The following is an 18519-nucleotide window of genomic DNA, read 5'->3' as shown; positions in this document are numbered from 1 at the left end:
GCTGTTCCGGCCAGGGCGTTCCGGTCAGGCGGTTCCGATCGAACAGTTCCGTCAGGCGGTTCCGACGTACTCGGTGAAGTGCCGTTCCGCGAACAGCTCCGGCCACCGGCCCTCCGCCAGGCCGAGTTCACGGGCCCGGGCGAGCATCAGCCGCCAGTGCGGCTTCACCGGGCGCCAGCGCGCCCCCACCTGGCAGTAGGACGCGTCGATGAAGTACCGGGGCCTGCCCGGGCCGTCCGGCGCCGGTCTGCGGGTGTGGAACAGCGCCGAGTTGAGAAGCACCGTGGAGCCGGGCGGCAGCCGGTCGATGACCACCTCGCCGGGCAGTTCGGCGGTGCCGTGGTGGGCGTACGCCGTCTTCCCGACGGTACGCCGGTGCGAGCCGGGCAGGACGGCCAGGCTGCCGACCTTCTCGTCGAGGCCGCCGAGGTAGTGCAGCGCGTGGACCATCAGCAGCGACGGGTCGGCGCGGTCGTTGGGCTCGCAGTCGTGGTGCCAGGCCTTGCCGGGGATCCCCGGGGCCTGGCGGTCGCTGTGCAGGTGGTGGAAGACGAAGGACGGCCCCATCAGACCGGACAGCGCCCGTAACAGCGGTGGGTGGGTGAGGAGTTCGCCGTGGGCCGGCAGTTCCAGTTCCAGCACCGGGGGCGGGCCGTGCCGGGCGGGGTCGGTGCAGGCGGCGATCGAGCGGGCCCGTAGGCCCTCGTCCACCCAGCGGTCGACCTCGGGGGCCAGCCTGGCCCCGAGCGGCTCCGGCACCAGGCCGGGCAGGACCAGGTATCCGGATTCCAGGAACTGGCGGTGTTGCTCGGTGTCTAGGGCTTCACGCCCTCCGGAAGTCTGCGTCACCGAACCGGCCCCCTCCTTCCGGATGACGGGTCGCACAGTCGGGCACGGCGGATGGGACCTGAACGGGTTCTATGAAACGCACGGGATCATCCAGACCTCGGGTGGCGCCGGGTTCGTCCGTCGTCGCCACAGCTGACACACGTTCACCACGAAAGGGCACGAGTTGATCACGCAAGGTAGTCCGCTGAGGAGTATGAACCGTTGTTCGTGTCCACCACAAGACCATCGCCGACTCCTGGACATCTTCCCGCCACCGTGACGTTCAGCTCCAGCCACCGATCTACTCGTTCCCCACCCGAAACTCCGGACCCATTGAGCCCCGGTGATTCGCCGCTGGCACAGCGGATGCGGCACAGTGACGTCATGAGCGGCGACACCAGGAGTCACGAGAGCGCCGGGCGGGGCCCCGTGACCAGGCGCCGTCCGGTCCAGCAGCGCAGCCAGGAGCGGTACGGCCGGATCCTCGACGCCTGCGCCGGGCTGCTCGACGAGGTCGGCGCCACCGCGCTCACCACGAAGCAGGTCGCCCAGCGCGCCCAGGTGCCGATCGGCACCCTGTACCAGTTCTTCGCCGGCAAGGAGGACCTGCTGGCCGCCCTCGCCGGCCGCAACCTCGACCGCTACCTCCAGCGGCTCGACCACCGGCTGGCGACCGCCGCGCCCCTCGGCCCGGCCGGGTTCACCGACCTCGCGGTGGAGGAGTTCGTCGCGATGAAGCGCGCGGTGCCCGGATTCGGCCAGCTCGACTTCGGCCTCGCCGACGCGACCGCCCCCGCCGGGCTGCGGGACGACCGGCACCTGCTCGACCCGGGCGTGGACAACAACACCGCCGTCGCGCTGCGCCTCCAGGCGCTCGGCGGCGAGGTGTTCGCCACCGGCGACCCGGCGGCGCTCACCCTCGCCCTGCGGGTCGCCCTGGAGGCCGCCGACGCGGTGCTCAAGCTGGCCTTCCGCGGCGATCCGCAGGGCGATCCGGCGCTGATCGCGGAGTGCAAGCGGCTGGTCCGCGCCTACCTCGCGGAGCAGCCGCCCGTTGGCTGAGACCGGTCCCCGCCCGCCCCTCGGGTCCCGCCCCGCCCCCGTGTCCCGCCCGCCCGCGCCGTTGCGAGCCCGTCGCCGCAGCAGCACAGTGGAAAGCGGAACGGCCGCGGAGGCGGCCGCCACGACCCGAGGAGCAGACCATGCACGCAGCGGTAGGTGACCAGCTCCACATCCACAGCAGGTCGGTGGGCATGACGGACCAGAAGGGAGAGATCGTCGAGGTGCGCGGCGTCGACGGCGAACCGCCGTACATGGTCCGCTTCGAGGACGGCCACGAAGGTCTGATCTACCCCGGCCCCGACTGCGCCATCGAGCACCGCCCGGCGGACCGCTGACCGACTCCCCCGCCGCCCCGCACCCCACCCGGGCGGGGTGGTGAGCAGCGGCGCGAGCCCGGCGAGCGTTCCGGGCAGCGGGGCCGTGGGGGCAGCCGGCCCATCCGGGTGGCCAGGTGGCTCAGCGCAGCGGGAACACCTCGAACGGCGCCGCGAACCGCACCCCGAGCCGGCCGCCCGCTCCCCGCCCGGCACCCTCCAGGAACTCGCGCGCGTCCGCCATCGCCCCGCCCAGCCCGCCCAGCCCGGCCAGGTACGCCTTGTGCTCCTCCAGCGAGGCCACGCCCAGGTCGAAGTGCTCGGTGGTGTCCACCGCGTGACCCGACTCCGGCGAGGCCGCCGCCCACACCTGCCGGACGCCGTTCCACGGCTCGTGGCCCTCGGCCAGCAACTCCCGGAACACCCACCGGTTACCGGCGTCCCGAGCCGCGTCCAGGGCGGCCCGCCCGACCGCGATGTGGTCGGCCTGGTTGGGGGCGGTCCCGCCGTACGTCTCCCGGAAGTTGCTGGTGATCACGATGTCCGGCCGGTGCCGGCGCACCGCCCGGGCGATGTCGCGGCGCAGCGGCAGCCCGTACTCCACCATCCCGTCCGGGTACCCGAGGAACTCGACCACGTCGACGCCGACCACCCGCGCCGAGGCGATCTGTTCCGCCTCCCGCAGCGGCCCGCACTCCTCGGGGTCCATCGAGTCGATCCCGGCCTCGCCGCTGGTGACCATCACGTAGACGACCTTCTTGCCCTGCGACGTCCACCGTGCGACGGCCGCGGCGGCGCCGTACTCCATGTCGTCCGGGTGCGCGACGACGGCCAGCGCGGTCCGCCAGTCCTCGTCGACGGGCTGGTAGGGCTCGACGGCCTGCTCACTCATGGTGCTCGTCCCTCTCGGCTCGGCTCACAGTCGCCTGGTCCTACGGTCGTTCCGCAGGCGACTCTAGAAGACCCCCACACCCACACCCCGTCGGACACCCTCCCGGGCCGGCGGGGTTGCCCCTGACGCACGGGTCAGGGGTTAGCGTCCGGGCACCCGCGGTGGATCGGCCGCCGCGTCGGTTCTGGAGGAGTGCTGCGATGACGCTGCCCACGACGGCCCGGGTCGTCCGGTTGGTCACCGAGCCGGGCGGGTTGCCCGGGCCCGGGGACTTCGCGGTGGTGGAGGAGCCGTTGCCGGCGCCGGGGACGGGCGAGGTGGTCGTCCGCAATCGGGCCTTCCTGGTCTTCCCGGGCCTGCGCACGCTGATCGGGGGCGAGCTCACGGGGGCGCCGTTGCCGGCGATCGGGCCCGGGGACGCGCTGTACGGGCCGGCCCTCGGGGAGGTGCTGGCCGCTCCGGCGGGCGGGCCCCTTCGGCCGGGCGACCTGGTCACCCACCTGCGGGGGTGGCGGGACCTCGTGGTCGCGGACGCCGCAGGGTTCACTCCGGTCGACCCGGGGTTCCCGGACCCGGTGGCGCTGCTCTCCCCCGGCACGGCCGGCTACGGCGGGCTGACCCGCTGCGCCGGGGTGCGCCCGGGGGACGTGGTGCTGGTGACCGGCGCGGCGGGCGCGGTCGGCACGCTGGCCGGGCAGGTCGCCCGGCTGCTGGGCGCCTCCCGGGTGATCGGCACCACCGGCTCCCCCGCCAAGGCGAAGCGGCTCACCGCCGAACTCGGCTACGACGCGGTACTGGTGCGCGGCGAGCGGCCGTTCGCCGCGCAGCTGGCCGAGGCCGCGCCGGAGGGCGTCGACGTGCTGCTGGACCTGGTCGGCGGGGAGCAGCTGACGGCCGCCGTCGACGCGGCCCGGCCGGGGGCCCGGTTCGCCCTGGTCGGCGCGCTGTCCGGGCAGTTGGCGCCGGAGCGGCGGGGCGGCAGTTCGCCGGCTCTCGTGGACAGCTTCCGGGTGATCATGCTGGGCCTGACCCTGCGCGGCTTCACCGGCGTGGACCAACCGGACCTGGAGGCCGAGTGGCGGCAGCGGTTCGGCGGCTGGCTGCGCACCGGCGAGATCGTCTTCCCGTCGACGCGGGTGGCGGGCATCGACCAGGCGCCGCAGGCGTTGCGGAGGTTGTTCGACGGGGACACCTTCGGGGCGACGATCGTCGACCTCGCATAGCACCGAGGAGGAACGGCCATGCGGATCGGGGACGCGGCGGCAGCGGCGGGCACCACGCCCAGGGCACTGCGCTTCTACGAGCAGCGGGGGCTGCTGCCGCCGCCGGCCCGGTCCGCCTCGGGCCAGCGCGAGTACGGGCCGATCGAGGTCGCCCGGGTGCGGGCGATCCGCCGGCTGCTGGCCGTCGGGCTGACCGTCGACGACCTGGCCAGCCGCCCGCACCGCCTGGACCTGCTCACCGAGGAGCCGCCGCGCCGCTGCTCGGACTCCCCCGGCCTGGAGACCTTCGCCCCCGTGGTCACCGCCCGGCTCGCCGCCCTGGACGCCGAGATCGCCCGGCTGACCGCCCTGCGCGAGCGCCTCGCCCGGCACGTCGCCGCCGGGGGCGCGGACCTGCCGGGCTGACCCGGTCCACCGTCCGGAACGCGGCTCGCCCGGAACGCCGCGACGGGGCAGGCGCGGCGTTCCGGGCGAGGTCTGCGGGGGGAGCTAGCTGGCGTCCGGGGCGAGTCGGCCGTCGAGGGGCTCGGGGTGGGGCTCGGGGCGGGGCTCCGGGGCGGGCCAGCCGATCCGGGTGGCGCAGAGCGAGACGACCGCGGCGGAGACGGCGACGGCGGCCATGCCCCACACCAGGCTGGTGGCGTCGGCGATGAAGCCGATCACGGCGGGCCCGGCGAGCAGCCCGGTGGTGCCCATCGCGGCGACCAGGGAGAGCGCGTCCGAGCCCTGGCGGGCCGCGGCGACGTAGACGCACGGGGTGACCGCCGCGACGCCGAGGCCGACGCAGGCGAAGCCGATCAGGGTCGGCACGACGCCGCCGACGAGCAGCGCGAGGGCCAGTCCGGCGCCGGCCAGCAGGCTGCCGGTCCGCACGATCCGGCCGTCGCCGAAGCGGGTGCGCCAGCCGTCCGCGAAGATCCGGGCGAGCACCATCATCACCGAGACGACGGCGATGCCCAGCGGGGCGAGCCCGGCACCGGCGTTCACGACGTCCTTGAGGTAGAGCGCGGACCAGTCGTTCATGGCGCCCTCGGTGACGGTGCCGAACACCATCGCCAGGCCCATCCAGAGGGTCGCCGCGGCCGGGAGGACGAAGCGGCGGCGGTCCTTCTTCGCGGCCGGTGCCTGCTCCTGGTCCGACCCGTCCTGCGCCGCGGCCGGCGCGTCGTCCGTGAGCAGTCCGGGCCGGGCGGCCACGACCAGCACCGCGAGCAGCGCGGCGGCGACCCCGAAGTGCACGGCGAGCGTGCCGGTGAAGGCGGTGACGCCGGAGGCGAGCAGCGCGGCGAGCAGCGAGCCGGCGCTGAAGGTGGCGTGCAGGCGGGACATGGTGGTCCGCGCGTAGCGGGCCTCCAGCGCCGCGCCCTGGGCGTTCATCGCGACGTTCAGGCAGCCCACGGCGACGCCGTCGCAGAACAGCACCAGCAGGGTGAGCGGGTAGTCGGGCACCACGGACAGGGCGACCAGGACGACGCCGAGGGCGAGCGCGGAGAGCACGGACAGCAGGCGGGAGCCGAACCGCCGCATCAGCACCGCGACCAGCGGGAAGGACACCGCGGCGCCGACCCCGCAGGTCATCAGCAGCAGGCCGATCTGGGCCTCGCCGAGGTCGAGCCTGGTCTTCAGCGCGGGGATCCGGGAGACCCAGGTCGCGTACTGGAATCCGAGCAGGAAGAACAGTGCGGCGATGGCCAGTTGGGACCGGCGGAAGTCGTCGCGAACGGGGGACATGTGCATCAGCCCACTTCGGCTCTGGGTGGGAACCCGGGGGACGGGTCGGTGGAGGAGGTCAACGCCTGGACGGCGGCCGGGACGGCGGCCGGGGCCTGGACGGCGACAGAAGCAGCGGCCGGGCCCAGCGGCATCGCCATGTAGAGCGCCTCGGGGCCGTAGCTCCCGGGCAGTCCGATCTCGGGGCGGGCGCGGTAGCCCAGTGGGGCCCACACCACCTGCGAGCCGCGGACGGCGACCAGGGACATGGTGCGGTAGCCGCGGGCCCGGGCGGTCTCCTCCAGGCCGCGCAGCATCCGGTGGGCCAGGCCGCGGCCGCGCAGCTCCTCGGCGACGACCAGGTCGTGGAGGTGCATGTTGGTCGCGCGGACCCCGCCGGCCTCGGCCCGGCTGAGGTCCGGGCACCGGAACAGCGGATAGGGCAGGGCCAGCAGGTAGCCGCCGAGGCCGTCGGCGTGCTCCAGGACGAAGCAGGTGTCGGGCGAGGCGCGGTGGCGGGAGCGCAGCGCCTCGCGGCCTTCGGACAGGCCGCTGGCAGCGTAGGCGCGCTCCTCCAGCGCGACGACGCCGTCCCAGTCGTCCTCCTGGAGCAGCCGGATGCGGAGGTCGGTCATCTGCCGGTGTCTCCGTCCGGGCCGCCGGTCCCGCCGATGCAGGTGTAGGGCAGCGGCTCGAAGCCGTTGAACCCCTGGGTGGTGTAGGCGGTGGCGTAGGCGCCGCAGGAAAGGATCCAGACCGGTTCGCCGGAGGCGATCGCGCGCGGGACGCGGACCAGGCCGTCCTCCTGGGCGTACGCGTCGTCGCTGTCGCAGGTCGGGCCGGCGACGACGGCGTTGACGAACTGGCCGCCGGGGTGGGTGGGGAATTCGAGCCGGTACTGGAGCTCGTCCATCTCGTACAGGCCGTTGAACTTGCCGCAGCTCAGGAAGAGCCAGTCCTCGCGGGTGCCGTCGAGCTGGTGCCGGGAGGAGAGCCGGGCGACGTGGGCGCGGATGGCGCCGTGGTCGGCGACCAGGTGCCGGCCGGGCTCCAGCAGGAACTCCAGCGGCGCGGCGTTGACGGTGCGCAGCCGGTCCATGCCCTCGCGGATGACCGCGAACATCTTGTCCAGCGGCGGGTCGAGCGGGCGGCCGTGCCGGTCCAGGACGCCGAGGGCGGGCAGGCCGCCGCCGAGGTTGATCCGCTGCGGGGTGATGCCGCGCCAGTTGAGCGCCTCCAGGACGGCGGCGAGCGAGTCCACGGCGGCGCCCCAGGCTTCGGCGGTCATCTGCTGGGAGCCGACGTGCACGGAGAGTCCGGACGGGGTGAGGCCGGCCGAGCGGGCGGCGTCCAGGACGCGCAGGGCGTCCTCGGGCGAGCAGCCGAACTTGCGGCTCAGGCCCCACAGGGCGCCGTCGCCCGAGGTGGCGACCCGGCAGAACACCCGGGAGCCGGGGGCATGTTCGGCGATGGCGGCGACGTCCTCCAGGCTGTCGGTGGCGAAGTCGCGCACGCCCAGTCGGTAGGCCTCGGCGATGTTGCGGTCGGACTTGATGGTGTTGCCGTAGTGGATGCGGTCGGGGCTCACCCCGGTGCGCAGGGCCTGGGCGATCTCCTGGGGGCTGGCCGCGTCGAAGCCGGAGCCGAGGGCGGCGAGGCGCCCGAGCACCTCGTCCACCGGGCAGGCCTTCATGGCGAACCGGACGGCGACGTCGGGCAGTTCGCCGATCAGGTCGGTGTACTGGCGCTCGATGCCGTCGAGGTCGTAGATGATCCGGTCGTCGGTGGCAGCGGCGAGGGCGGCGCGGATCGCCGTCCGGTCGTGCGCGGCCGGGTCGGGCGCGACGCCGGTGTGGGCGGTGGTGTGGTGCGCCGGGGCGCGGTGGGCGATGGTCTGACGTATCACGAATGGCTCCCGGTGCGGCTACCGCGGCAGCCGGTCGGCGGGCGTGGCCTTGCTCGCCCGCATGAGCGGGCCCCACGCGTCGATCAGCAGCGCGAAGTCCTCGATGTCCGCCTGCGCTTCGTCGAGCAGACGCGCCCGCTGGGGCGCCAGGTGGTCGGCGAACTCGGCGTACTTCCCGCCGAGTCGCCGGTAGCAGTGGTCCAGCGCGTCGAGCCGTCGGTGGTTCTCCGCGCGGTCCGTCGCGGCGCTGCGGCGGGCGGAGTCGGCGATGACGTCGGCGCGGATGTGGTTCGCCTCGTCGAGGAGGGCCCCGCCGGCCGCCTCCATCTCGGAGTAGACCGGGTACAGGTAGAGCATGGAGAGCAGGAACTTGGCGTAGCGCAGCTGGTAGGCGGTGAAGCCCGCGCCGGTACGCCGTTCCGGGGTGTAGTAGTTGACGATGTGCCGGTTGTGGACGACGCCGGGCAGGGTGGCGTCGCGGACGAGGTGCAGCAGGAAGTAGTCGCTGCCGATGGTGGCGGTGGCGGGCGGCAACGGGACGCGGTCGTAGACCTCGTGGTCGAGGGCGACGTTGCACATGTCGATCCGCCAGATGTCGGGCAGGTCGAGCACGGCGCGGTCGTGGCGGAACGGGTCGGTGCCGCCGCCGGTGAAGGAGTCGGCGACGAGTTCGCGGCGTTCCTGCTCGCTCGCGCCGGTGGGCGCCCAGAGCGCGACGACCTGGTGGTAGGCGTCCGGGTCGAGTTCGCGGATCTCGCCGATGTCGACGGAGAGTTCACCGACGAAGGAGCCGCCGACCAGGGCGACGGGCTTGTCGGTGTGCACCGGGTCGAGGGTGACCTCGGTGACGGCGGCGGCCGCGTCGGCCGCCTTGAGGCCGAGCGTGGCGAGCTCGTGCTCGATCGGGAACACCGGTTCGCCGTCGAGCAGTTGGTACGCGCTGTCGGAGTCGCGGCGGTGCACGGAGGCGCAGCCGAGCGCGCCGGCGAGCAGGAACGCCCGGTTGGTGCAGGCGCCGTAGGAGACGGCGTCGGGGATCATCAGGTCGAGCAGCTGGTCGCCGAGCGGCCCGTCCGGGCCGGCGGCGCCGGAGCGCTCGATCACGTCGCGCAGGAAGCCGCGTTGGGCGGCCTCGTCGAGGTGGTGGACGACCACCTCCCCGGCCCCGAACGCGGTGCCGGAAGCGGCACCGGACCCGACGGCGGGCAGCGCGGCGACGGCCTCGGCGTGCCGCCGGTAGGTGGCCGGGTCGGCGGAGTCCAGGATCAGCAGGTGCACCCGGACGCCGAACCGCCGTGCGGCGTAGGCGGCTTCGGCGCCGATCGCGGCGATGGTGGCCGCGCACTCGCGGTTGGTGGGCAGGGTCAGGCAGACGGCGCGCATGCCGGCTCCCCCGCGGACTCGGCGGGCTGCTGCGGGGCGGGCCGGTCGCCCGTGGAATCCGGGTCGTGCCAGGAGCGCAGTCCGAGCAGCCGCTCACCGAGTTCGGTGAGTTCGGCGGGCCCGTAGCGCAGCGACTCATGGCGGGTTGCGTCGCCGACCAGGGTGCGGTTCCAGTCCGGGGTGGCGAGGGTGCGCCAGGATTCCACCCGGGAGCGGCGCATCTGCGCGGCCTCCTCCAGCGCGGGCATCATCGACAGGTACTGCACGGCGCGGACGCCGTTCTCGGAGGTGTTGCGGGCGACGCCGTGGGCGAGCAGGCCGTTCCAGATCAGCAGGTCACCGGCCTTCAACTCGGGCCGCACCACCGGGAACTCGGTGCGGTCGACGTCCGGGCGGATCGGGTCGCGGTCGGCGGCCTGGGCGGCCTGCCACTCGTTGAAGCGGCGGAACAGCTCCGGGTCGCACTGGAAGCCGCCGTGGTCGGGCCGGGTGTCGTCGAGCGCGATGATGCCCTGGACGCGCTGGGGCAGCATGCCCTGGGTGGTGTCGACGTCCCAGTGCAGTTCGATGTCGAAGCCCCGGTCGGTGGGCTCGATCAGCGCGCGGTCGCGGCTGCGGATGTTCGGTGGGTTGAGGTTGAGCCGGTCGAGGGTGACCCAGAGCTCCTCGCAGTCCCAGACGTCGACGAAGGCGTCGTAGACCCGCCGGGCCTGTCTGCTGTCCCAGATCAGCTGGTGGTGGTAGGCCTCGACGAAGCCGTAGATGTGCAGTTCCCGGTCGAGTTCGTCGCGGTAGTCGCGTTCGCGGTACCAGTCCTCGGGGCGGTCGGGCGAGAGGCCCTGGAAGTCCCAGGCGAAGTCGAGCAGGCGCCGTGCGGCCTCGGCCGGGATGGCCTCCTTGACCACGATGTAGCCGTAGGTCTGCCAGAACGCGAAGTCCTCCTCGGAGAGCACCCGCAGTGGGCGCTCCTTGCGGACCTCGCGCAGCGCCGTGCGCGCGAGGTAGCTCTCCCCGTCCTCGCTGAAGTAGGGGCGCGCCGAGGCGGCTCGGTGCAGATATCCGTCAGGGCTCGGCATGGGCAGTCACTCCATGGTTCGTAGTCGACGCAGCGCTTCCTGGACGCACAGTGCGGGCACGGCGAGCCGACGGCCCGTCACCGGCCGTGCGTGGAATTCAGCCCGTGGACCGCATGCCGTCCGCATACGCTCCGCCTCGCCCGGGCCCCGACCGTGCAAGGTTCCGCCACGTCAGGGGGCCAACTCGTCCGTCCGGCACGGCCTCTCACCCTGCCTCAGCCCCGGCCGAACCGCGCCCCTCATACGTTGGACTAGACCAACTAATGGTGTCAACCCTCGACGGCTGGTTACCAATAGGGAAATCCGCGCAGTTCAGATGACCCCTCGGGGTTCGCTTTATGTTTCGGAGAGTGACATAAGCCGGAGTATGTTTCGGGAATTGACATACCCGGACGTGAACCGAAACGAGTTCCCCAGCGTTGCGCCCCGTCCTTCGCGCCGTACGTTGGGCCTATGGCACACCGCCCCGCCGCCACCCGGCTCACCCCGCCCGGCTGGCTGACCGCGAGCCTGCGCCCCAAGGCCGCGCCGGTCCCCTGGGCCGCCGCCGCCCGGGCCTCGGTGGCGCTGGCCGCGCCGCTCGCGGTCGGCACGGCCACCGACCGGCCCGGGTACGGCGCGCTGGTGTCGATGGGTGCGCTGTCCGGGGTCATCGGGGACACCGCGGACGCCTACCGGATGCGGGTGTTCAACATCGCCGTGCCGCAGCTCTTCGGCGCCCTCGGGATCCTGCTCGGCACCCTGGTGTACGGTGCGGGCTGGACGGCCGTCGCCGTACTGACCACCGTCGCCCTGGTCTCCGGCATGATCTCCTCGATCGGCGCGGTCGCCTCGGTGTCCGGACTGCTCCTGCTGCTCAACGCGGTGGTCGGCGCCGGACTGCCGCTGCCCTCCCCCTGGTGGCTGCCGCCCGGACTGCTGCTGCTCGGCGGCCTGTTGGTGCTCGGCCTCACCCTGCTCGCCTGGCCGCTGCGCGGCGGCGCGCCGGAGCGCTTCGCCGTGGCCGGCACCTACCGGTCGGTCGCCGACTTCCTGGAGGCCGCCGGCACCCCCGGAGCCGACGACGCGCGGCAGGCGCTCACCCAGTCGCTGAACCAGTCCTACGATCTGCTGCTCGCCCGGCGGGCCCGCCGGCACGGCCGCTCCCCCACCCTGGTCCGGCTGCTCGCCCAGCTCAACGCTGCCATCCCGGTGGTGGAGGCCGCCTCGGCGGCACAGCTGCGCCCGCGCGAGTACGGTCCGCTGCCGCCCGCCTACCCGGCGGCGGTGCGCGAGCTGGCCGCGGCCGTCGAGCGGGGCCGCGTCGGGTCGACCCCGCCGCCCGGACTGCCCGATCCGGCCGGACCGTCCACCCGCGCCCTGGTCGCCGCGATCGGCCACGCCCGGGCCGTCGCGCACGAGCCCGCACCCGACCCGTACGCCGGCGACGACCCGCTCGGCCGGCCCGCCGCACTGCAGGTCCGCGCCCGCCGGGCCGCCCACGCGCTGTTGCTGTCCCGGGCGTCCTGGCGGTACGGGCTGCGGCTGGCGCTGTGCATCGGCCTCGCCCAGATCCTGGTGTCGGTGATCGCGGTGCCCCGCTCGTACTGGGTGTCGCTGACCGTCACCTTCGTGCTGAAGCCCGACTTCGGCTCGGTGTTCTCCCGGGCGGTGCTGCGCGCGCTCGGCACCGCCGCCGGGCTGCTGATCGCCATTCCGGTGCTGGCCGAGGTGCCGCACGGCTGGTGGGACGTGCCGGTGATGGCGGCGCTGGCAACCCTGATCCCGGTGCTGTCGGCGAAGGGGTACGCGTTCCAGACCGCAGCGATCACCCCGGTGATCCTGCTGCTCTCCGACCTGCTCAACCACCGGGGCTTCCACTTGGTGCTGCCCCGGCTGTACGACTCGCTGATCGGCTGCGGCATCGCGCTGCTGACCGGCTACCTGCTGTGGCCGGATTCCTGGCACACCCGGATCGGGGAGCGGCTGGCCGACGCCGTCGCGGACACCGCCGCGTACGTCTCGCTGGCCTTCACCACCGCGCCCGGGGCCGACCAGCCGGCCCGCGCCCGGTACCGGCGGCGGCTCTACCGGGACCTGTCCGCCGTGCGCAGCGAGTTCCAGCGGGCGCTCACCGAACCGCCACCGGTCGGGGCCCGGGCCGAGGCCTGGTGGCCGCTGGTGATCGCGGTCGAGCGGATCGTCGACACCACGACCGCCACCCGGGTCCGGGTCGAGCACGGCGCTCCGGCGCCGTCCCCGGCCGAGGTCGGCGCCGTCGTCCGGGAGCTGGGCGACCTGGCCGGGGCGCTGCGCGGCGGCGGGCCGCTGCCCGAGGCCGGGCCGGACGCCCTCCCGCCCGACTGCGCGCTGGGCCGGCTGCACCGCGAGGTGCAGGCGGCGCGGGCGGTGGTGCCCGTCTGAGGGCCGGGCCGGCCGGGGGCCGGGTCAGTCCTGGAGCGCCCGCCCTGGCGTCCGCCCCGCGAAGGCCCGGTCAGTCCTGGATCCGCCGCCAGGGCCGGTCCGCCTCCAGTTCGAAGGCCAGCTCCAGCAGCAGCCGCTCCTGCCCGTGCGCGGCCGAGATGTGCACACCGATCGGCAGGCCGCTCGGCGCGGCGCCGGTGGGCAGGGCGATGCCGGGGCCGCCGGTCACGTTGTTGACCGGGGTGAAGGCCACGTAGCGCTGGAGGCGCTCGATCAGCTCGTCGAAGGCCACGTTCGGGCTGAGGTGGCCGATCGGCGGGGCGGCGTGCGCGAGGACCGGCGAGAGGATCACGTCGTGGGTGCGGAAGAGGCCCGCGTACGCGGCTTCGGCGCCGCGCAGTCGGCGCAGCACGGCCGGGGTGTGCAGGAACTCCCGCTGGTAGAGCCTGCGCAGCCCGGTGGTCAGGCCGTCGAGCCGGTTGATCCGGAAGCTGCGGTCCAGCATCAGCCGGCCGCTGACCGCGATGGCGAAGGCGATGTAGCCCCAGTAGAGGACGAAGTCGCGGGAGAACTCCTCGCCGAACGGCAGGGTGGTCTCCTCGACGTGGTGGCCCAGTGCCTCCAGCCGGGCGGCGGTCTGCTCGACGGCGGTGCGGGTGGGTCCGTCGGTGGTGGCGAGCGGCGAGTCCACGACCAGTCCGATCCGCAGCCGGCGCTGCCCCGGGCCTTCGACCAGGCCGAGCAGGGGCAGCGCGGGGTTGCGGTGGTGGCGCTCGGCGGCGGCGTAGAAGGCGGCGGTGTCGCGGACGGAGCGGGTGAGCACGCCGTCGGTGACGAGGTCGATCGGCAGCTTGCCGCCCTGGGCGTTGGTGACCAGGCGGCCCCGGGTGGGCTTGAGTCCGACCAGTCCGCAGCAGGCGGCCGGGATCCGGATCGATCCGCCGCCGTCGTTGGCGTGCGCGATCGGCACCACTCCGGCGGCGACCAGCGCGGCCGAGCCGCCGGAGGAGGCGCCGGCCGAGTGCGAGGGCTTCCACGGGTTGCGCACCGGCTGGGCGGTGGCGAACTCGGTGGAGGCGTTGAGGCCGAACTCGGGCAGCCGGGTCTTGCCGAGGACGGCCAGGCCGGTGGCGAGGAACTGGTCGGTGAAGCGGGAGTTGCGCCGGGCCGGGCGGGCCTGGAAGGCCTCGCTGCCCATACCGGTCGGCAGGCCGCGCAGGTCGACGTTGTCCTTGAGGAAGGTGGGGACGCCGTACAGCGGGCCGTCGGTGCCGTCCGGGCCGAGCCGGGGCCGGTCGTAGGACGGGTGGGCGACGGGGGTGAGCGTCCGGTCGACCCGGGCGGCGCGGGCGGCGGCGGCCGCGGCCAGTTCGGCGGGGGCCACCTCGCCGGCGCGGACGAGGGCGGCCAGGGCCACGGCGTCGTGCGCGCCGAGGGCGTCGTCGGTGAACCCGTGGGCCCGCTCGTCGGTCATCCGAACTCCCCAATCCCTACTGACCGGTAGTCGCGCAAGAGTTCGCAGTGTAGGCGCGGGGCCGCGCCGAGGGATACCCCACCCCCGGCTCCCGCCGCCGAACCCTGACGGCGCACGGGCGTTCGGCATGCGCCCCCGTGTTCACCCCACCCGCCGGTCGGAGATCGTTTCGCCGACGGCCCCGGGGAAAGGCCGGATCACGAACCGATCCGGTCCACCCCCCACCCCAAGGTGACGCCCGTGCCCACCCAGTACACCTCGGCCACCGCTCCTGGCGCCCTCCCCCTGCTCGGCCACGCCCCCGCCTTCGTCCGCCGGCCGCTGGAGTTCGTCGCCGGCCTGCCCGCCCACGGCGACCTCGTCCGGCTGCGGCTCGGCCCGCTGGACGCGTACGTCGCCTGCCACCCCGAGCTGGTCCGCCAACTGCTCACCGAGGACCGCACCTACGACAAGGGCGGGCTCGTTCTCGACAAGGCCCGCGAGGTCTTCGGTGACGGCCTGGCCACCTGCCCGGCCGCGGCGCACCGGCGCCAACGCCGCATGCTGCAACCCGCGTTCCACCGCGACCGACTGCCCGGCTACGCCGCGATGATGGCCGAGGAGATCGCCGGTACCACCGCCTCCTGGAGCGACGGCGACGTGGTCGACGTCCCCGCCGCGATGTACCGCCTCACCACCGCGGTGACCGCCCGCTGCCTGTTCGCCGCCCACGAGCGGGCCGGCGCGCTGCCCGTCCACGACAGCATGGACGTCATCACCCGCGGCGTCGGCCGGCGCGTCATGATGCCGCTGCCCGGCGCCGACCGCATCCCCACCCCGGGCAACCGCCGCTTCCGCCGCGCCCGGCAGGACCTGAAGGAGGTCACCCGGCGGCTGATCGCCGACTACCGCGCCGCCGGCACCGACCACGACGACCTGCTGTCCATGCTGCTCAGCGCCCGCGACGAGGACGGGCGGGGGCTCACCGACGCCGAGATCCACGACCAGGTGGTCACCTTCCTGCTCGCCGGCATGGAGACCACCGCCGCCACCCTCTCCTGGGCCTGGACCCTGCTCGCCGCCCACCCGGCCATCCGCGACCGCCTGCACGCCGAGCTGGACACCGTGCTCGACGGCCGCCCCGCCCGCCACGAGGACCTGCCCGCCCTGCCGCTCACCGCCCGGGTGGTCACCGAGACGCTGCGGCTCTACCCGCCGGTGTGGATCCTCAGCCGCGTCGTCGCCGCCGACGCCGAACTCGGCGGCCACCGCGTCCCGGCCGGCGCGACCATCCTGTTCAGCCCGTACCTGCTGCACCGCCGCGCCGACGTCTTCGCCTGCCCCGCCCGCTTCGACCCCGACCGCTGGCTCACCAACACCCGCCCCTCCCCCGGCACCTACGCCCCCTTCGGCCTCGGCCCCCGCCGCTGCATCGGCGACGTGTTCGGCACCACCGAGGCCGCCCTCGCCATCGCCACCATCGCGGCCCGCTGGACCGTCACCCCCACCCCCGGCCGCCCGGTCCGCCCGACCCGCAGCTCCTCGCTGTCCCCCCGCCCCTTCACGGCCACCCTCGCCCGCCGGCCGTGGTGACCGGGGCTCCCGCCCCGCGCGGGCGGCGGACGGGAGCCTTTCCTGACGATGCGTCACATGGTGCGCGGCGGGCGGGGGACGCCCTGCCAGCGGTAGAGCATGGAGTCCCACGTGTAGGTGTAGGCGAAGGTGACGTCGAAGCTGGTGGTCCGCTCCAGGTGCGGCTGCCCGGGGGTCTCCGGGTCGAGCCAGGTGGTCGCGCCGTAGACGGACGCCCGCGGGTACACGCAGATCGTCCAGCGGAACCAGCCCGAGGAGAGCTGGACGTCCTGGGACGGCACGTTGCCGCCCGGCGTGCCGAAGCTCCAGGCGTACGTGCCGGCGTCCAGGAACAGCCGCCGCTCGACGCATTGCTGCGCCGGCGTCACCGGGGCCGGCAGCGGCACCAACTGCCCGTAGCCCTGGAGGAATTCACGTTCGGTCGCGGCGGATGCCGTACCGGCCGTCGGCCCGGCCACCAGGGCGAGCAGGACGGCCGTCAGGGCCGGGATCCAGGAGAGTCTGCGCAGCATGCGTTCCTCCGGCCGGACGGCGGTCCGGCGAGCGTGGACGGAAGTGGTCTACGCCAATTTTGCCGGGCCGGGTGCGGCCGTTCCCATCCCAGACCTCTGGGGTGGCCGCCGGGTCAGTCCTCGCTGCGCCGGTCGGCCGCCAGGGTGGTGAGCAGCCGCTCGATGGCCTCCAACCGTCGGTGCAGGTCCTCGACGTCGCCGCGGGTGGCGCTCTGCTCGGCGGGCTTGAGGCTGATCACCAGCTGGCCGTCGGGCTCCAGCCGCCCGACCGCGACGTCGCGGATGGTGTCGCCGTTCTGGACGCGGACGGCGTGCTCGATCTCGGACGCGCGCAGCGCCAGCCCGCGCAGCGCGCCCGGGACGAGCTTGCCGTCGCGCACCACGGTGGTCGGGGTGCCCTCCAACAGCCGGGCGGCACGCGGGTCGTGGGCCAGCCAGCGGGTGACGGCGGCGTTCACCGCGATCAGGGTGACCGCGCCGATGGCGCCGCCGAGCAGGCTGTTGTCATTGCCGATGATCGCGTTCTGCACCACGTTGGACAGCAGGAAGATGACCACCATGTCGAAGGTGTTCAGGCCCGCCAGCCCGCGCTTTCCCGCGATCCGGAACAGGATCAGGATCAGGGCGTAGACCGCGATCGTGCGGAGGATCTTCTCCACGATCGGAATCTGGACGATCACCAGGTCGTGCCACATGGCCCCGCTCCTTCAACCCCTCGGCCGGACGGGGCGGGCAGCGCCCGGGCCCGACGGTACGCGCCCCGCCGGGCCCCGGCCAGCACCCGGACGAACCCGGGCTTCCGACTAGGAGCGGCGCTTCGGCTTGCCGCGCTTGGCGGCGGCCGCACCCCGGCCGCCCGCCGCGGGCTTCGGCCGGCCCTTCTGCTGGCCGCCCTTGTGCTGACCCGCCTTCTGCTGGCCGGACTTCTGCGGCTGGGACTTGCGCGGCGCCGCGGCCTTCTGGGGCTCGGCCGCCGGCTGGGCGCCGCGCCCGCGCGAGCTGTTGACCGTGCGGCCCCGGACGATGCCGATGAACTCCTCGACCAGGTCCGTCGTGCGCTCCTCCAGCCAGGCGAGCGCCACCTGGGACTGCGGCGCCTCGGCGACCGGCCGGAAGGTGAGGTCCTTGCGGTGGTGCAGCCGGGCCAGCGACTGCGGCACCAGCAGCACGCCGACGTTGGCCGCGACCAGCTCGACGGCGTCGGCGGTGCTCGCCGGGCGCTCGATCGCCGGGCGGCCGGGCAGCCCGCCCGGCCAGCCGAGGGTGTCGTCGAGCGGGTGGAACACCACCTCCTCCGCGAGGTCGCCGAGCGCGACCTCCTCGGCGGCCGCGAGCCAGTGGTCCTTGGGGAAGACCACGACGGTGGTCTCGGCGTAGAGCGGGATCGCGCTGAGCACGTCCCGGTCGACGGGCAGCCGGACGAGCCCGGCGTCCGCGGTGCCCTCGCGCAGGGTCGCCTCGCCGTCCCCGGCCGGGACGGCGAGGAGGTCGAGCGGCACGTCCGGGAGCCGCTCGGACCACACCCGGACCCATTTGCCGGGGGTCACGCCCGGGACGTACGCGAGCCGGAAGGACGGGTTCACCTGCATGTCTGTCACAGGGCAAGGCTACCGACCGTGACCGGGAGCGCCCGCGCACTCCCTTACCCTTGTCACCATGACATCGCTCAAGCAGAAGACCAGCCAGACCATGAAGCCGGCCACCGCCGCCAAGAAGCTGGGGATCTACCTCGACGCGGCGCCGACCGGCTTCCAGGAGGGTGTGGTCTCCCGCGAGGAGCTCAACGCGCTTCAGGCCGACCCGCCGCAGTGGCTCCAGGAGCTGCGCCAGAACGGCCCGCACCCTCGCCCGGTGGTCGCCGCCAAGCTCGGCGTCTCCATCGCCGGCCTGGCCCGCGGCGGCGTGACCGAGGCGCTCACCACCGAGCAGATCGAGGCCGTCAAGGCCGAGAACCCGCTCTGGCTGCAGCACGAGCGCGCCAACCAGGTGGACGTCCGCAAGGAGGCCGCCCGGATCAAGGAGAAGCAGGAGAAGGACGCCGCGGCGCTTGCCGCCAAGGCTGCCAAGGCCGCCAAGGCCGGCTGACCCGCGCGCTCCGGCCGCCGGCCGGGCCCGATTGTCAGACCCCTGCGCAAGGCTGGTGCCGACGTCCGTTCCACGGGCG

General features: G+C 74.2%; 18 protein-coding genes. 7 read left to right on the top strand and 11 right to left on the bottom strand.

Annotated features, from left to right (window positions below; translation table 11 throughout):
- Positions 1-51: 51 nt before the first annotated feature.
- Positions 52-849, bottom strand: coding sequence for a phytanoyl-CoA dioxygenase family protein (locus AC07AL_RS27630; RefSeq protein WP_363631694.1), 798 nt, complete (start codon positions 847-849; stop codon positions 52-54).
- Between the two features lie 363 nt (positions 850-1212).
- On the opposite strand from AC07AL_RS27630, the gene AC07AL_RS27625 reads away from it, so the two are divergent.
- The gene (locus AC07AL_RS27625) at positions 1213-1890 is read left to right on the top strand and encodes a TetR family transcriptional regulator (RefSeq protein ID WP_400807840.1); all 678 of its coding nucleotides are present in this window, start codon (positions 1213-1215) and stop codon (positions 1888-1890) included.
- A gap of 140 nt (positions 1891-2030) precedes the next feature.
- On the top strand, positions 2031-2225 hold the full coding sequence (locus AC07AL_RS27620; protein ID WP_363585780.1) for a DUF1918 domain-containing protein: 195 nt from the start codon (positions 2031-2033) through the stop codon (positions 2223-2225).
- 121 nt (positions 2226-2346) lie between these two features.
- On the opposite strand, the gene AC07AL_RS27615 is transcribed toward AC07AL_RS27620, so the two are convergent.
- Entirely contained in the window at positions 2347-3096 is a 750-nt protein-coding gene (locus tag AC07AL_RS27615; RefSeq protein ID WP_363624503.1) for a PIG-L deacetylase family protein, read from the bottom strand.
- 200 nt (positions 3097-3296) lie between these two features.
- Between AC07AL_RS27615 and AC07AL_RS27610 the strand changes: the two genes are divergently transcribed.
- Together AC07AL_RS27610 and AC07AL_RS27605 are read left to right on the top strand one after the other, a co-directional pair.
- A complete protein-coding gene (locus tag AC07AL_RS27610) occupies positions 3297-4319 on the top strand; it encodes an MDR family NADP-dependent oxidoreductase (protein WP_363585782.1) in 1023 nt (340 codons plus the stop codon).
- Positions 4320-4337: 18 nt separating this feature from the next.
- Positions 4338-4724: a MerR family transcriptional regulator gene (locus AC07AL_RS27605; RefSeq protein ID WP_363585783.1), complete on the top strand. Its 387-nt coding sequence runs from the start codon at positions 4338-4340 to the stop codon at positions 4722-4724.
- Positions 4725-4808: 84 nt separating this feature from the next.
- On the opposite strand, the gene AC07AL_RS27600 is transcribed toward AC07AL_RS27605, so the two are convergent.
- From AC07AL_RS27600 to AC07AL_RS27580, 5 genes are all read right to left on the bottom strand, one after another.
- On the bottom strand, positions 4809-6050 hold the full coding sequence (locus AC07AL_RS27600) for an MFS transporter (protein WP_363585784.1): 1242 nt from the start codon (positions 6048-6050) through the stop codon (positions 4809-4811).
- Between the two features lie 5 nt (positions 6051-6055).
- The gene (locus AC07AL_RS27595; protein ID WP_363585785.1) at positions 6056-6664 is read right to left on the bottom strand and encodes a GNAT family N-acetyltransferase; all 609 of its coding nucleotides are present in this window, start codon (positions 6662-6664) and stop codon (positions 6056-6058) included.
- Positions 6661-7839 carry a type III PLP-dependent enzyme gene (locus tag AC07AL_RS27590; RefSeq protein WP_363585846.1) on the bottom strand — a complete coding sequence of 393 codons (1179 nt, stop codon included), beginning with the start codon at positions 7837-7839 and terminating at the stop codon, positions 6661-6663. The genes AC07AL_RS27595 and AC07AL_RS27590 overlap by 4 nt, the downstream gene beginning before the upstream one ends.
- A 114-nt stretch (positions 7840-7953) precedes the next feature.
- Positions 7954-9318 carry a DUF6271 family protein gene (locus AC07AL_RS27585; RefSeq protein WP_363585786.1) on the bottom strand — a complete coding sequence of 455 codons (1365 nt, stop codon included), beginning with the start codon at positions 9316-9318 and terminating at the stop codon, positions 7954-7956.
- Entirely contained in the window at positions 9300-10394 is a 1095-nt protein-coding gene (locus AC07AL_RS27580) for a phytanoyl-CoA dioxygenase family protein (protein ID WP_478318547.1), read from the bottom strand. The genes AC07AL_RS27585 and AC07AL_RS27580 overlap by 19 nt, the downstream gene beginning before the upstream one ends.
- 453 nt (positions 10395-10847) lie before the next feature.
- Here AC07AL_RS27580 and AC07AL_RS27575 point away from each other — a divergent pair, with 453 nt between their 5' ends.
- Positions 10848-12797, top strand: coding sequence for an FUSC family protein (locus AC07AL_RS27575; protein ID WP_363585788.1), 1950 nt, complete (start codon positions 10848-10850; stop codon positions 12795-12797).
- 70 nt (positions 12798-12867) lie between these two features.
- Here AC07AL_RS27575 and AC07AL_RS27570 read toward each other — a convergent pair whose 3' ends face one another.
- A complete protein-coding gene (locus tag AC07AL_RS27570) occupies positions 12868-14271 on the bottom strand; it encodes an amidase (RefSeq protein ID WP_363585789.1) in 1404 nt (467 codons plus the stop codon).
- 240 nt (positions 14272-14511) lie between these two features.
- Here AC07AL_RS27570 and AC07AL_RS27565 point away from each other — a divergent pair, with 240 nt between their 5' ends.
- Entirely contained in the window at positions 14512-15843 is a 1332-nt protein-coding gene (locus tag AC07AL_RS27565; RefSeq protein WP_400807826.1) for a cytochrome P450, read from the top strand.
- Positions 15844-15896: 53 nt separating this feature from the next.
- Here AC07AL_RS27565 and AC07AL_RS27560 read toward each other — a convergent pair whose 3' ends face one another.
- The 3 genes from AC07AL_RS27560 to AC07AL_RS27550 all read right to left on the bottom strand — a co-directional run bounded on the left by AC07AL_RS27560 (position 15897) and on the right by AC07AL_RS27550 (position 17953).
- Positions 15897-16355: a hypothetical protein gene (locus AC07AL_RS27560; RefSeq protein WP_363585791.1), complete on the bottom strand. Its 459-nt coding sequence runs from the start codon at positions 16353-16355 to the stop codon at positions 15897-15899.
- Between the two features lie 113 nt (positions 16356-16468).
- Positions 16469-17050, bottom strand: a complete 582-nt coding sequence (locus tag AC07AL_RS27555; RefSeq protein ID WP_363585792.1) for a DUF421 domain-containing protein — start codon at positions 17048-17050, stop codon at positions 16469-16471.
- A 108-nt stretch (positions 17051-17158) separates the two neighbouring features.
- Complete coding sequence (locus AC07AL_RS27550; RefSeq protein ID WP_363585793.1) at positions 17159-17953, bottom strand: LysR family substrate-binding domain-containing protein; 795 nt, start codon at positions 17951-17953, stop codon at positions 17159-17161.
- 58 nt (positions 17954-18011) lie between these two features.
- On the opposite strand from AC07AL_RS27550, the gene AC07AL_RS27545 reads away from it, so the two are divergent.
- Complete coding sequence (locus AC07AL_RS27545; protein WP_363624519.1) at positions 18012-18440, top strand: DUF5997 family protein; 429 nt, start codon at positions 18012-18014, stop codon at positions 18438-18440.
- Positions 18441-18519 lie beyond the last annotated feature (79 nt).

It is taken from the genome of Kitasatospora sp. NPDC043949, from assembly GCF_056435365.1.
The sequence above is the reverse complement of the archived record's forward strand: the minus strand, read 5'-3'. Positions and strand labels throughout refer to the sequence as shown.